The 15704-nt window shown below is 39.2% G+C and carries 13 protein-coding genes; all 13 read left to right on the plus strand.

Going from position 1 to position 15704, the window contains the following annotated elements:
* Positions 1-22: 22 nt before the first annotated feature.
* The 13 genes from LY28_RS02450 to LY28_RS02510 all read left to right on the plus strand — a co-directional run bounded on the left by LY28_RS02450 (position 23) and on the right by LY28_RS02510 (position 15624).
* Positions 23-1978 (plus strand): YgiQ family radical SAM protein, encoded by a 1956-nt coding sequence (locus tag LY28_RS02450; protein WP_110460581.1) that lies wholly within the window; start codon positions 23-25, stop codon positions 1976-1978.
* A 214-nt stretch (positions 1979-2192) separates the two neighbouring features.
* Entirely contained in the window at positions 2193-3047 is an 855-nt protein-coding gene (gene folD / locus LY28_RS02455; protein ID WP_110460582.1) for a bifunctional methylenetetrahydrofolate dehydrogenase/methenyltetrahydrofolate cyclohydrolase FolD, read from the plus strand.
* 482 nt (positions 3048-3529) lie between these two features.
* Positions 3530-5095: a ribonuclease Y gene (rny, locus tag LY28_RS02460; RefSeq protein ID WP_110460583.1), complete on the plus strand. Its 1566-nt coding sequence runs from the start codon at positions 3530-3532 to the stop codon at positions 5093-5095.
* Between the two features lie 214 nt (positions 5096-5309).
* Complete coding sequence (locus tag LY28_RS02465; protein WP_110460584.1) at positions 5310-6095, plus strand: TIGR00282 family metallophosphoesterase; 786 nt, start codon at positions 5310-5312, stop codon at positions 6093-6095.
* 85 nt (positions 6096-6180) lie between these two features.
* The gene (gene pgeF / locus LY28_RS02470; protein ID WP_242981125.1) at positions 6181-7047 is read left to right on the plus strand and encodes a peptidoglycan editing factor PgeF; all 867 of its coding nucleotides are present in this window, start codon (positions 6181-6183) and stop codon (positions 7045-7047) included.
* Between the two features lie 28 nt (positions 7048-7075).
* Positions 7076-8749, plus strand: a complete 1674-nt coding sequence (locus tag LY28_RS02475) for a peptide ABC transporter substrate-binding protein (RefSeq protein ID WP_110460585.1) — start codon at positions 7076-7078, stop codon at positions 8747-8749.
* Positions 8750-8842: 93 nt separating this feature from the next.
* Positions 8843-9319, plus strand: coding sequence for a signal peptidase II (gene lspA, locus LY28_RS02480; RefSeq protein ID WP_110460586.1), 477 nt, complete (start codon positions 8843-8845; stop codon positions 9317-9319).
* A 55-nt stretch (positions 9320-9374) separates the two neighbouring features.
* Complete coding sequence (locus LY28_RS02485; protein WP_110460587.1) at positions 9375-10289, plus strand: RluA family pseudouridine synthase; 915 nt, start codon at positions 9375-9377, stop codon at positions 10287-10289.
* Between the two features lie 290 nt (positions 10290-10579).
* Complete coding sequence (gene pyrR, locus LY28_RS02490) at positions 10580-11116, plus strand: bifunctional pyr operon transcriptional regulator/uracil phosphoribosyltransferase PyrR (protein WP_110460588.1); 537 nt, start codon at positions 10580-10582, stop codon at positions 11114-11116.
* 109 nt (positions 11117-11225) lie between these two features.
* The gene (locus LY28_RS02495) at positions 11226-12167 is read left to right on the plus strand and encodes an aspartate carbamoyltransferase catalytic subunit (RefSeq protein ID WP_110460645.1); all 942 of its coding nucleotides are present in this window, start codon (positions 11226-11228) and stop codon (positions 12165-12167) included.
* On the plus strand, positions 12151-13437 hold the full coding sequence (locus LY28_RS02500; protein ID WP_110460589.1) for a dihydroorotase: 1287 nt from the start codon (positions 12151-12153) through the stop codon (positions 13435-13437). The genes LY28_RS02495 and LY28_RS02500 overlap by 17 nt, the downstream gene beginning before the upstream one ends.
* A gap of 36 nt (positions 13438-13473) precedes the next feature.
* Complete coding sequence (gene pyrF / locus LY28_RS02505) at positions 13474-14421, plus strand: orotidine-5'-phosphate decarboxylase (protein WP_110460590.1); 948 nt, start codon at positions 13474-13476, stop codon at positions 14419-14421.
* Between the two features lie 120 nt (positions 14422-14541).
* Positions 14542-15624, plus strand: a complete 1083-nt coding sequence (locus tag LY28_RS02510) for a carbamoyl phosphate synthase small subunit (protein ID WP_110460591.1) — start codon at positions 14542-14544, stop codon at positions 15622-15624.
* The last annotated feature ends 80 nt before the right edge of the window (positions 15625-15704 follow it).

The following is a 15704-nucleotide window of genomic DNA, read 5'->3' on the forward strand; positions in this document are numbered from 1 at the left end:
TTTGGAAAGTACGGGGAGATAAATGAGTTTTTTACCTATAAGTTTTGAGGATATGAATGAAAGGGGCTGGGAACAGCTTGATTTTTTGTATATAAGCGGTGATGCGTATGTGGATCATCCAAGCTTCGGACATGCCATAATAACCAGATTGCTTGAGAGTGAAGGATTCAAGGTTGGAATAATAGCACAGCCCAGCTGGAAAAGCAGTGAAGATTTCAAAAGGCTGGGACGGCCTAAATATGGTGTCCTTATTTCGTCCGGTGTAATTGATTCTATGGTTAATCACTATACGTCAAGCAAGAAAAAAAGATCCGAGGATATATATTCTCCCGGAGGGAAAGCCGGATACAGGCCTGACAGAGCTGTAATAGTATATGCTAACAAAATTAAAGAGATATTTAAGGATACCCCTGTTATTATAGGCGGGATAGAGGCAAGCCTTAGAAGATTTGCCCATTACGATTACTGGGACGATAAGGTCAGAAGATCAATTCTTGTTGACTCAAAAGCAGATTTACTCCTTTATGGCATGGGTGAAAAATCTATTATTGAGATGAGTAAGCTGTTAAAAAAGGATATCCCTATCCAAAGCCTGAAAAATATACGCGGAAGTGCATATATGGCAAGCTACGAGGAGCTTCCGGAGGATATAAAAAGTGCTGTTGCATCAAGGGGTACAAAGAAAATAGCAATATTGCCGTCCTTTGAAGAGGTGGCTGAGGATAAGAAGATATATGCGGAGGCATTTAAAATTCAATATAATGAGCAGGATGCAATAAACGGCAGGACACTTGTTCAGAGGCACGGAGACAGATATTTGGTACAAAATCCGCCTGCGTTGCCTATGTCGGTCAGCGAATTAGACAAGGTTTATGCTTTGCCGTATGAGAGGACTTATCACCCGTCATATGAAAGCAAGGGAGGAATATCTGCAATTACTGAGGTTGAATTCAGTATTACCAGCCATAGAGGCTGTTATGGGGGATGTTCTTTTTGTGCGCTGAATTTCCATCAGGGAAGAGTTATTCAGAAGAGAAGTCAGGCTTCAATTATTAATGAAGCCAGAAAACTGACATGGACTGAAGGCTTTAAAGGCTATATTCATGACGTAGGAGGGCCTACGGCAAATTTCAGAAATATAGCCTGTGAAAAGCAGGTTAAATACGGTGTGTGTAAGGACAGGCAGTGCTTGTATCCTGAACCCTGCAAAAATCTTATTGTGGACCATTCTGAGTATCTAAGCCTTCTGAGAAAGCTGAGAGAGCTTCCGAATGTAAAGAAGGTGTTTATCCGTTCGGGTATACGGTATGATTATCTGATGTATGATAAAGAGGATACCTTTTTTAAAGAGCTTTGTGAGCATCATGTGAGCGGACAGCTGAAGGTTGCTCCCGAGCATGTTGTGGACAGGGTTCTGGAAAAAATGGGCAAATCAAAGCGCCAGCTCTATGATAAATTTGTAAAAAAGTTTTATGACATTAATAAAAGTATAAATAAAGAGCAGTACCTTGTTCCGTATCTGATGTCAAGCCATCCGGGAAGCGATTTGAATGCTGCTGTGGAGCTGGCGGAATATTTAAAGGAACACCATATTATGCCTGAGCAGGTGCAGGATTTTTATCCTACTCCGGGCACACTGTCCACCTGTATGTTTTATACGGGCTATGATATACGAAATATGAAAAAGGTATATGTTCCCAAGGCTGTGAAGGAAAAAGCCATGCAGAGAGCTTTATTGCAGTACAGAAGGAAAGAAAATTACCATCTTATAGTAGAGGCTTTGAAGGAGGCTCACAGAGAGGACTTAATAGGATTTTCCCCCAATTGTCTTGTCAAGCCTATGAGGGGAAAGGGAAAAGGCAGCGCTGAAAACGGGATAAAGGACAGCAGAAATGTGGAAGGAAAGAAGGCTGTGAAAGGCAATAATTATAAAAAAGCAAGGGATAGCAGAAGGAAGCCTAAAGGGTCAAAGAAATGAGCAGATATAAAACCGGCATTATACTATTTACATTATATAGCAATTTTGATAAATTATATAAAACAGGTACAAAATTAACTGGTGCAAGAGGTTAAATCATTGACAAGGAAAAGGCGATAAATTAAAATATATTAGTAAATTTATCTAAAAATACTTAGGAATAGCAAATAATAAGAAATTTTTGCTGCTCCTTTGCTACGGAAAGGGAAAATATATGTCAGCTAAAGTATTAAATGGAACAGAACTTGCAGGAAGGGTTAAAGCTAAATTAAAACAAGAGATCAGTGAATTGAAACAAAAGGGAATAAATGCCGGTCTGGCAGTTGTTATCGTAGGTGACGATCCGGCTTCAAGAGTATATGTAGACCTTAAAAAAAAGGATTGCGAGGAGATAGGAATTAAGTCGTTTGAGTACGCACTTCCTGCAGCTACCTCAGAGGAGGAATTACTGGGGCTTATAGATACTTTGAACAGGGACAGCAGCGTAAATGGAATATTGGTTCAGTCACCTGTACCAAAGCACATCAATGAAGACAACATAATTCAGGCGATAAATCCCATAAAGGATGCGGATTGCTTTAACCCTGTAAATGTCGGAAATCTTATGATCGGCAAGCCCACATTCCTGCCTTGCACTCCTGCCGGTGTGGTTGAGCTGCTTGTGGCAAATGATATACAAATTGAAGGCAAGCATTGTGTTGTTGTCGGCAGAAGTAATATTGTAGGTAAGCCTCAGGCAATTTTACTATTGTCAAAAAATGCTACAGTAACAATATGCCATTCAAAAACTGCAGGTATTCAGGAAATATGCAGGAACGCTGATATTTTGGTCTGCGCAATCGGTAAGGCTGAGTTTATAAAACCGGATTTTGTAAAACCGGGCGCTGTTGTAATTGATGTAGGAGTATCACGCGGCTCCGATGGCAAATTAGTTGGTGATGTCCAGTTTGAAGCGGTTTCGGAAATAGCTTCGGCTGTTACAAGGGTTACTGGAGGAGTCGGCCCGATGACAAGGGCGATGCTTATGCAAAATACCGTTAAAGCAACGCTTATGCAAAACGATATGTAAACCCTGCCGGTAAAATTTGTGCTTGAGCTTGTATTATGTAAATAAGCGTTGGATTCATTGGGAAATATTATATATGCCAACAGCTTATTTTGCATGCGTAAAAAAGGATTTTTATGAAAATGTCACAAAAAAACTTGATAAATTGGGCTTGCTTTTTTAATTCTTGACATAAAAATCAAAAACGATTAAAATTAAGTTGATACGGCATTAAGTTGGTTTTGTATTGTAGAAGTTATCATTGAAGTATTAAGCTTTTTTAGGCTAGTTTATATATGCAGTTTGTTTTTACATCTCATATCAAATAAGTACACATATGATTGTACTGGAAATAGCCAAGCAAAGATGCTTAGTTTTTAATAATAATACTGGTTATTGCGATACAGAAAAGGTTTCCTGTGTTTTTTTCCAACTTTAATTCCAAAAATTAATTAAAATGAATATGAATTGTGAAATTTGTGCTTTGAAAACTGAATAAGGAGGAGGTGTGCGAAATAGGTGATTTATTTCTTGGATTAGCTATTGGAATAGTTATTGCAGTTATTGCTTCATTTATATTTTACAAAAGAGGATTTGAGGCTAGGAAGAAGCAAGCAGAAGCCACAATAGGCAGTGCTGAGCAGGAAGCTCAGAGGATTGTCGGTGAAGCCTTGAAGCAAGGGGAAAACAAGAAGAGAGAGACCCTTCTTGAAGCAAAAGAAGAAATTCATAAAACCAGAATAGAAATTGACAGGGATATCAAGGACAGAAGGAATGAATTTCAGAGGCAGGAGAGAAGACTCGTTCAGAAGGAAGAATCCCTTGACAAGAAGGTTGAGGCACTTGAGCATAAGGAAGAGACTCTTAATAAGAAGACAAAAGAGCTTGAGCTTATGCAGGAGCGCACAGAAGAGCTTGTTAAAAAGCAGACGGAAGAGCTTGAGAGAATTTCAGGCTTGACTGTTGAGGATGCGAAAGAGTATTTATTGAGAAATGTAGAAAATGAAGTGAAACATGAATCTGCTGCTCTTATCAAAGAGATTGAAATGAATACAAAACAGGAAGCAGATAGAAGAGCCAAGGATATTTTGGCTACAGCAATACAGAAATGTGCAGCTGATCATGTATCTGAGGCTACAGTTTCTGTTGTACCTTTGCCTAACGATGAGATGAAGGGAAGAATAATAGGTCGTGAGGGAAGAAATATCAGGACTCTTGAGACTTTAACAGGAATTGATTTGATTATTGATGATACACCCGAAGCTGTGATTTTATCGGGGTTTGATCCAATACGCAGAGAGGTTGCAAGGCTGACGCTTGAAAAGTTGATTCTTGACGGTCGAATTCATCCGGCCAGAATAGAAGAAATGGTTGAAAAGTCTAAAAAGGAAGTAGACAATACAATCCGTGAGGCCGGTGATAATGCTGCATTTGAAACAGGTGTACATGGTTTGCATCCTGAGCTTATAAGATTGCTTGGGAAGTTGAAGTTCAGAACCAGTTACGGACAAAATGTACTTAACCATTCAATAGAGGTGTCATACTTGGCAGGGGTTATGGCTGCTGAGCTGGGGGCGGATGTTCCTCTTGCAAAAAGAGCAGGTTTGCTCCATGACATAGGAAAAGCAATTGACCATGAAGTTGAAGGTTCTCATGTCACTATTGGTGCTGATATAGTTAAGAAGTACAAGGAAGGCACTGAGGTAATTAATGCGATACTGTCTCATCATGGAGATGTTGAGGCTACAAGCATTATTTCTGTGCTGGTTCAGGCCGCAGATTCAATTTCGGCTGCAAGACCGGGAGCAAGAAGAGAAACTCTGGAATCATATATCAAACGGTTGGAAAAGCTCGAAGAAATTGCAAATTCCTTTGAGGGAGTTGATAAGTGCTTTGCAATTCAAGCGGGCAGGGAAATAAGGATTATGGTTAAGCCTGAGGTTGTGAATGATGCAGATATGATTCTCAAGGCAAGAGAGATTACAAAGAAGATTGAAGATGAGCTTGAGTATCCTGGACAAATCAAGGTTACTATGCTTAGAGAAACAAGAACTATTGAATATGCTAAATAATTAATTTAAATAAACAAAAAAGCGTGAAAATCACGCTTTTTTGTTTATTTAAATTTGCAATGACTTTTTATGCGTATATGTATTATAATACTATATAGAATAGAAAAATAGTAATTAAGCAGCTTAACTTTTCCGGTTGAAAATTTCAGGTATTTAACTTGTCAATGAAAAGCGGAGTTGGCTAAAAGAACTGAACAAACATGGAGGAAATAACTTGAATATACTTTTTATAGGAGACATATATGGCAATCCCGGAAGGAAAGCTGTAAAAGAGTGTGTTCCGCAGCTAAGAAAGGAACTGGAAATTGATTTTTGCATTGCGAACGGGGAAAATTCTGCTGCCGGAAGCGGTATAACATATATAATCGCACAAGAGCTTTATAAATCGGGTGTGGATTGTATAACAATGGGAAATCATACCTGGTCTAAAAAAGAAATTTTGAACTTTATAGATTCTGACGATAAAATAGTCAGACCTGCCAATTATCCTGCAAATGTTCCGGGTAGAGGACATACCGTATTAAAATCAAAGGGAATGGAGCTTGCTGTTTTAAATCTTATGGGAAGAGTGTATATGGATAGTATTGAATGTCCGTTTTTAACCGCCGACAGAGAAATTCAGGAAATCAAAAGGAAAACAAAGGTTATTTTTGTAGATATGCATGCCGAGGCGACATCAGAAAAAATTGCACTTGCATGGTATTTAGACGGCAGAGTATGCTGCCTTGCCGGTACGCATACGCATGTCCAGACGGCGGATGAGAGAATTTTGCCCTTTGGAACGGGAATGATATCCGATGCCGGAATGACCGGGCCATATGATGGAGTAATCGGAGTAGAGAAGGAACTGATTATAGAAAGATTTATTAACAGGATGCCCCAGAAATTCGAGGTAGCCAAGGGAAAAGTACAGTTTAATGCTGTTTATCTTGAGGTTGATGAAAAAACAGGGAAGTGTTTGAAAATAGAGCGCATATCAAGGGTGCTTGAGCTTAATTAATAATATTCGCTGGTTTTTAGCCGATAGTAATTGACGGCTTAATTTCAGATTATTTTAATAGCTGTGAAAAGGAGGCGATAAGTTCGTGTCATTTCTTTCCGATATTTTTAAGCCGGAGGCTGCGAATAAAGTTAACAATGAAAATATCATTTTGAATAAGGCAGGAGACTTGTTATACATTGAGTTTAAAAATCTGAAGAAGTATAGTGATATATTAACCCATTGCTTTACAACAAGGCTCGGAGGTGTAAGCGGAGGTGAATGCTCCTCGCTGAACCTGAGCTTCAACAGAAATGACAGCAAAGAAAATATACTGAAAAACTACGGATTAATTGCCGATGCAATCGGTGTTGATTTTGATAAAATGGTTTTATCCAATCAGATTCACGATAACAGGATAAGGTTGGTTCAGCCTGAAGATGCGGGCAAGGGACTGATAAAAGAAAGTGATATTATTGGCTTTGACGGGCTTTCCACAAACCATGCCGGAATTCCGCTGGTAACCTTTTATGCCGATTGCGTTCCGGTGCTTATGCTGGATCCTGTAAAAAAGGCTGTTACTGCGGTGCATTCGGGCTGGAAGAGCACTGTAAAAAACATTGCGTATCATGCTTTAATGCTTATGAAGGATACTTACAACAGCAATTTTAAGGATATACAGGTGGCTATAGGCCCATCAATCTGTAAGAATTGCTTTGAGGTGGATATTGAGGTTTACAATTGCTTTATTGATACGTTCAGCTGGTGCAATAGGTTCACCGGCTATAGAAACGGCAAATATTACATTGATCTGCAGCAGATAATCCGGCAGGTTATGATTGATGCAGGGGTTTTGGAACAAAACCTTGTGATAAGCAATATTTGTACAAAATGCAATAAGGACATTTTTTTCTCATATAGAGGTGATAAGGGGAAAACGGGAAGTCTGGCTGCAATAATGATGTTAAAATAGTTTATAAATTTAGGTACGGAGAATATAGATGAAAAAGGAAATTAGAATTATAATACTGTTGTTTTTAATCAGTATGCTGCTAAGTGCATGTACATTTAATGCCCAAAAAACATCCGAAACCGAAGAAGAGCCTTATGAAGATAAATATGAGGTTATTGACAATGGCCCGGTAAAGGGCGGAGCAGTCAAGCTGTTTACTACTCCTATAGATACGCTGAATCCTATACTGACTAATAACAGGTATGTTCAGGACTTTTTAGGACTGATATTTGAAGGACTGTATAAGCTTGACACAACCGGACAGCCTGTGCCTGTTCTGGCTAAAAGCTCTGTTCTGTCTGAAGATGGCTTGACAATGACGGTTTATCTTAAGGATGATATAAAATGGCATGATGATATGTCTCTCAAGCCTGAAGATGTTGTTTTTACAATAAATACAATAATGGATTCCAAAAATGGGAGCGTTTATATTGAAAACGTAAGAAATATATCCTCTGTATCGGCGGGAGAGCAGAATTCAGTTGTAATAAGGTTAAAACAGCCGTATTCCTTTATTAAAAATGAACTGACCTTTCCGATTATTCCAATGCACCGTTTTATTAATGAGAAAATCAGTGATAAAAAATCAAAGGTGAATCTATTGCCAATAGGAACAGGTCCATACAGCTTTGGCTCCTATGACACTGAAAGCAGTTTGAAGCTGAGGCAAAATGAAAATTGGTGGAATTCCTCGGGAGGAGGTGACAGTAATGACACAAGTTCTGCTGTCATTTCCACGCCTTATATTTCAACAGTTGAGATTAAAATATTAAGCAACCTCAACGCTGCAAATAATGCATTTCAAACAAGGGATATAGATGTTTTGCCTGCTGATTACAATGAATTCAGAAAATATATCGGACGTACGGATATTACATTAAAAAGGTATACAGGAAAAAATTATGAGTTTTTGTCTCTTAATTTAAAAAGGGGCCCGTTATCTGATAAGCGTGTGAGAAATGCTCTTAACATTTTGATAAATAAAAAGCAGCTTATAGATACTGCGGCATCAGGTATTGCAGTAGCTGCCGAAATACCTGTTATGCCAAGCTCATGGATTTATCAGCTCAAAGACTTCGAACAGGGGAATGATTTTAAAAAGGCACAGGAATTACTGAGTCAAAGCGGATATGTATTTGATTCCGACAAAAATGCTTATTTAAAGAAGACCACAAAAAAACCGTTGGAGCTGAAATTGATAGTTAATGATGATAACAGCCTGAGATATAATGCTGCAAAAGAGGTTGCCTCTCAGCTGAGTAAAAAAGGCATAGCCGTGGAGATCTCAAAAATTCCCTGGGCTGATGTCAGCAAAACCATGAAAAACGGTAACTATGATATGGCTTTAATGGGGTATAGGCTTTCATCAATACCGGATTTGTCCTTTGCATATTCTGCGGATGGGATTAGCAGCGGGTTGAATGTTGCAGGATACAGTAATCCTAATGTGGACAATCTTCTTAAAAGTATTTTAAGCGAAAATAATTCTGAAGAGCAGAAAGCCAGCTTCATAAAGCTTTTGGATATTATTACTGAGGATAGGCCGTATATAGGACTGTATTTTTTAAACGAAAGCGTTATGTATGGAAAAAGTATAAGAGGAGCCATTAATCCTTATATTTGGGATAAGTATAATGATATATCAAAATGGTATTTACCGTAGAAAATTTTAAGTAATTGACTGAAACAGGGCAAGCCGGTAACAGGACAGGGTCCTGACTAAAAACGATATGAGAAAAAAGGGGACATAGCTATTATGATTTGGGCATTAATTATTATTGCGGGATTTATTTTGGACAGATTAACAAAAATATGGGCATTTGACTCATTGTCTCATGAGCCTGTTACTGTCATAGATAATTTTTTTTATCTCCGTTATCTCGAAAATAAGGGAGCAGCCTTTAGTATTTTACAGGGAAAAACTGTATTTCTTGTAATAATGACTTCACTTGTATCCTTAGCAATACTTTTCATTATTATAAGGTTTAAAGATAAATTCATGCGTACTGCGCTGTGCTTGATATTCAGCGGGGCAGCGGGAAATTTGTATGATAGGGCCACTAAAGGAAGCGTGACGGATTTTATTGAATTCCATTTTGGTTCATATGTGTTTCCGATATTTAATGCGGCAGATATATTTGTTGTTATAGGCACCATTTTGCTTGCAATATATATCCTCTTTTTTTATAAGGAGGAGAAGCCCGCAGAAGCACCAAGCAAAGACCCTGAATAAAAACAGCAATAAAGCATTTAATTTTGCAAAAAACTAATAAAATTGGAGGCAACCCTTGAAAGAAATAATATTAGAATGTGATACTGATGAAGTAAGAATCGATGCATGGCTTTCCTCAAGCTTAGAGGATTATTCCAGATCTTATATTCAAAAGCTTTGCCAGGACGGAAATATATTTGTAAACGGTGAAAGAGCAAGACAGAATTTCAAGCTGAAGGCAGGAGACAACATAGTTCTTAATGTACCGGAGCCGGAAATGCTGAATATTCTGGCAGAGGATATCCCCTTGGATATTGTTTATGAGGATGAACATATCATAGTAATCAATAAACCGAAGGGTATGGTGGTGCATCCTGCAGCAGGAAATTATACAGGAACTCTGGTCAATGCCTTGATGAAGTACTGCGGTGACAGCTTGTCGGACATTAACGGAATAATCAGACCCGGAATTGTTCACAGAATTGATAAGGACACTTCAGGACTGCTTGTAGTGGCAAAAAGCAATAAGGCGCATGAAATACTTTCCGATAAGCTGAAAACACATGAAATTAAAAGAGAGTATATCGCTTTGGCAGAGGGTATTATATATGAAAACAACGGCAAAATTGATGCCCCAATTGGCAGGCATCACGTTGACAGAAAAAAGATGAGCGTAAACCTGAAAAACGGAAGAGAGGCTATAACTCATTTTACAGTGCTTGAAAGGTTTCATGATGCAACTTATTTGCAGCTTAAGCTTGAAACGGGGAGAACTCATCAGATCAGAGTACACTTATCCTATATAAATCACCCTATAATGGGAGATACGGTGTATGGCAGAAAAAAACAGCGGTTTAAAACCCACGGACAGGTTCTGCATGCAATCAGACTGCAGTTCGAACATCCCATTACAGGTGAAAAGCTCCAGTTTGAAACAGAGGTACCGGATTATTTTCAAAAGCTGATGGAGGAATTGAGGAAAACACATTGAATAAAGCCTCAAAATAAATATTTGCAAATTTAATTAATCTATAGACAATCCTAAACTGTTGTGCTATTATCATAATTAATTAAATAAGTTTACCTTTAAATTTGTCCAGAGAGGCTATAAGGTGAGATATTGAGCAGATGCAGTATACCTGTAAACATTATATGATTTATATGGTTGTACATTGATATGTCTAGGCTTCTTACCTTTGGTAGGAAGCTTTTTTAGTGTAAAGATACATAAGTTTATAGCTTTTGGAAATTATCATAGGTAGTGAGGAAAGGAGCTTGACAATGCAAATGACAGAAATAATGGATGAAAACGCAATAATAAGGGCTATTACAAGAATTTCTCATGAGATAATAGAAAAAAACAAGGGTGTTGAAAATCTTGTATTAATGGGGATACAAAGAAGAGGTGTTCCGCTTGCACGAAGAATTGCCGCAAAAATTAAGGAAGTTGAGAGCACTGAAATTCCTGTCGGCATACTGGATATTACTCTCTACCGTGATGATTTAAGCTTGCTTAATGAACATCCGGTTATTAACGGAACAGAAATAAATTTTGATATTGCCGATAAAAAGGTGGTTCTGGTCGATGATGTCATATACACCGGAAGGACAGTAAGAGCGGCAATTGATGCAATTATGGATATTAACAGGCCTCAGATGATTCAATTAGCCGTAATAATTGACAGAGGGCACAGAGAGCTGCCTATCAGGGCAGACTATGTGGGCAAAAATGTACCGACCTCAAGAAGTGAAATAGTTCATGTAAATGTAAAGGAAATAGATGGCGTTAACAGTGTTTCCATAACAAGCAAGGAATAATGCCGGTATCCGTAAGGCCGGCATGCTTATGCTAATAAAAAAAGGGGGATCGAGTCCACGCCGGCAGTCAAAGGTTGCTTTCACCGAAATGCAGGGCATGGATGTAATTATGAATTTGAAATCTAAGGATTTACTTGGCCTCAGAGACATATCGGCTGAGGAGATACAATATATCTTAGACACGGCAAAGACAATGAAATATATTGTGACCTCAAACAATAAAAAAACTGCTCATTTGCAGGGGAAATCAATAATAACTCTTTTTTATGAGAACAGTACAAGAACAAGGCTGTCTTTTGAGCTTGCTTCCAAATATATGGGTGCAAGTGCTGCAAATATCTCGGCTTCAAGCAGCAGTGTATCAAAGGGTGAGACACTGCTTGATACAGGAAAAACTATTGATATGATGGGCTCGGATATAATTATAATGAGACACCCCATGTCGGGAGCGCCGCATCTTCTTGCCAAAAATGTAAGGTCCTCGGTAATCAATGCCGGTGATGGCATGAACGAGCATCCTACACAGGCTTTGCTGGATATGTTTACTATACTTGATAAAAAGGGCACGATAAAAGGGCTGAAGGTTTCAATTGTAGGAGATATACTGCACAGCAGAGTGGCGAGAAGCAATATTTGGGGTCTGACCAAGCTGGGAGCAGAGGTCAGTGTTTCAGGGCCTGCCACATTAATTCCACGCGATATTGAAATGCTGGGAGTAAAGGTTTACAGCACTGTTCAGGAAGCGATACTGGATGCCGATGTGGTAATAGGGCTCAGAATACAGCTGGAACGCCAGAAGAAAGGACTGTTTCCTACAATAAGGGAGTATTCAAGATTTTTTGGAATTGATGACAAGCGGCTGAAGCTGGCAAGGGAGGATGCTGTTGTTTTGCATCCGGGGCCTGTAAACAGGGGGGTGGAGCTTTCATCCTCTGTTATAGACGGTGAACAGTCTTATATAAATGAGCAGGTAACAAACGGAGTTGCAGTCAGAATGGCTCTGCTATATCTTTTAACCAGGAGGGGCTCAAATAATGAAATTGTTGATTAAAAACGGACAAATAATTGACGGGAAAGCCGGAATTGAAAAAATCTCAGATATTCTGATAGATGACGGAATTATAGCTGAAATTGAGGAGGATATTGATTCCTCAGGCTGCGAAATAATAGAAGCAAAAGGAATGTATGTAGTACCGGGACTTGTTGATGCACACTGCCATTTGAGAGCTCCCGGCTTTGAATACAAGGAGGATATAGAGTCAGGAACCAGAAGCGCTGCAAAGGGGGGCTTTACATCCATAGCATGTATGCCGAACACAAATCCTGTACTGGATAATGAAGCAATGATTATGTACATTCTCAATAAAGCGAAAACCGACGGGATTGTCAATGTGTATCCAATCGGAGCAGTATCAAAAGGCTTGAAGGGGGAAGAGCTGAGTGAGATCGGCGAGCTGAAGTTTGCGGGTGCGGTTGCGCTTTCAGATGACGGAAGGCCGGTTAACAATTCCTCTCTGATGAAAAAGGCTATGCAGTATGCGTCTATGTTTGATATAACCATAATTTCCCACTGCGAGGATTTGGAGCTTGTTGATGAAGGACTTATGAATGAAGGCTATTACTCTTCCATACTGGGATTGAAGGGCAATCCGGCACCTGCCGAGGAGGTAATGATTGCAAGGGATTTAATACTTGCAGAATACACAAGGGCAAGTGTCCATATTGCACATGTAAGCACCGAGCTGGGTGTGGATTTGATTAGAAATGCAAAGAGGCGAGGCGTCAATGTTACCGCGGAAACCTGTCCCCATTATTTTTCCCTTACAGACAAAGCCTGCGAAGGCTTTAATACAAATGCAAAGGTAAACCCTCCGCTTAGGACAGAGAAGGATGTAGCTGCTATTATTGAAGGCTTGAAGGATGGCACAATTGATATCATATCTACTGACCATGCACCTCATCATTTTGATGAGAAAAATGTTGAATTCAAGCTTGCCGCCAATGGAATGGTAGGCTTTGAAACAGCCTTCCCGTTAGCTGTAACAAATTTGGTAAAGCCCGGGCATCTCACAGTTGAGGAATTGGTTAAAAAAATGTGCCTGAACCCATCAAAAATGCTGGGACTTAATAAAGGGACGATTGAAGCTGGAAAAGTTGCCGACATTTTAATTTTTGACATAAATGAGCAATATACCGTAGACATAAGTACATTTGAATCCAAAAGCAAAAATTCACCGTTTAACGGATTCAAGCTATATGGTCAGCCGCAGTATACAATTGTGGGCGGTAATCCGATTGTAAGAGAAAAGGTACTTTTATAAATTATTTAATATTGTATAAATATGGAGGAGATTGAGATGTTTATAGACAGATTGATAGATAGTATTCAGGAAAAGGACAATCCTACAGTAGTAGGTCTTGATCCTAAAATGGAATATATACCTTCGTTTATAAAAGACAAATGCTTCAAGGAATACGGTGCAAATCTGAAGGGCTGTGCAGAGGCAATTATTGAGTTTAACAGGCTGATAATAGATTCAATATATGATCAGATTCCTGCTGTAAAGCCACAGCTGGCATATTATGAAATGTATGGGGTTGATGGCATATATGCTTTTGATGAAACCTGCAGATATGCTGGAAATAAGGGCCTGATAGTTATAGCAGACGGTAAAAGAAACGATATAGGTACAACTGCCGAGGCTTATTCAAAAGCATTTTTAGGTTCAACTGAAATTGATAAGCAAATTATGCAGCAGGCTTTTCAGGTGGATGCCCTGACTGTTAATCCATATTTGGGCGAGGATGGAATAAAGCCGTTTATAAATGATTGCATAAATAATGAAAAAGGGATTTTTGTACTTGTAAAAACCTCCAATAAATCGTCAGGTCAGCTTCAGGATCTTGTAACTCAGAATTGCAAAAGCATCTACGAGATAATTGCCGAGTATGTAAATGAATGGGGAAAGCCGGTTACTGGCAAATACGGATACAGCAGTGTCGGTGCTGTTGTTGGGGCAACTTACCCAAATCAGGCTAAGCTGCTCAGATCCATTATGAAGAGAGCTTATATATTAGTACCCGGTTACGGCGCTCAGGGGGGGACAGCCAGAGACTGTGCAAATTCCTTTAAAAAGGACGGGCTGGGAGCTATAGTGAATGCCTCAAGAAGTATAATGTGCGCATATAAATCGGATATATGGAAAAGTGAGTACAGTGAAGAAAAATTCGCCGAGGCTTCAAGAGCCGAGGTAATCAGAATGAAAAATGACCTCAATGCGGTATTGGGGGAAAGAGCGGGTTAGGATTTGTTTTGAGGTTATTATACCAGAAAATAAATCAAGCTTTTCAGAGAAATCATAATTTTAGAAATGCTGTTTAATTTATGAAGGGTTTGATCAAATAAAGTTTATAGAGGTGGAATTATGAAGGCTTTTTTACTACTGGAAGACGGAACTGTTTTTGAAGGAAACAGCTTTGGAATGGAAGGCGATGTGGTTGGCGAGGTTGTTTTTAACACCGGAATGACTGGATATCAGGAGGTTCTCACAGATCCCTCATATTGCGGGCAGATAGTTTGTATGACTTATCCTCTCATTGGTAATTACGGTGTGAATCTGGATGATATTGAATCAGTAAAGCCTCAGGTAAAGGGCTTTATTGTAAGAGAGCTCTGCCAGACGCCAAGCAACTGGAGGTCAATCGAATCACTGAATGAATATCTCAGACGAAATGAAATCATAGGCCTTGAAGGAATTGATACCAGAGAGCTTACAATAATTTTAAGAGACAAGGGTACCATGAAGGGTACGATAGTTACTGCTGAAAAGCTTACAGAGGTTGAAGAAAAGCTGGATAAGCTGAAAAAATACACTATAGATAATCCGGTTCTTCAGGTAACTACACCTGAAATAGTTCATACTGCCGGAAACGGGCTGAGGATAGCCCTAATAGATTATGGTCTCAAGAAAAACATTGTAAGGTCACTTGTAAGGAGAAATTGCGATGTGACAGTTTTTCCTGCCACAGCAACCGCAGAGGAGATACTGGCTGTCAATCCCGATGGAATTATGCTGTCTAACGGGCCCGGAGACCCTAAGGACTGCAGGTTTCAAATTGATAATATAAAGAAGCTGATAGGCAAAAGGCCTATTTTTGGAATCTGTCTGGGACACCAGCTGACAGCTCTGGCTAACGGTGCGGATACGGAAAAACTCAAATACGGCCACAGAGGCTGCAACCATCCTGTTAAAGATGTAGAAAAGGATATGACCTATATAACATCACAAAACCATGGATATACCATTTTGGAGGATTCCCTTGACAAGGAGGTTATGAGCGTAAGCCATATTAATATGAATGACGGAACTATTGAGGGCATCAGGTATAAAAATTCGCCCCTGTTTACAGTTCAGTTTCATCCGGAGGCTTCACCGGGACCCGGTGATACCGCATACCTATTTGATGAATTCATAGAGATGGTTAAAAAGCATAAAAAGGGTGCGTAATTCATGATATATTGAATCCATGTTTTTGAAAATGCTCGGGAAATGGATACGTTTATATATAATAAACTTTTAAGGTTGGA

The sequence above is a fragment of the Ruminiclostridium sufflavum DSM 19573 genome (assembly GCF_003208175.1).
Taxonomy (GTDB): Bacteria; Bacillota; Clostridia; order Acetivibrionales; family DSM-1351; genus Ruminiclostridium; species Ruminiclostridium sufflavum.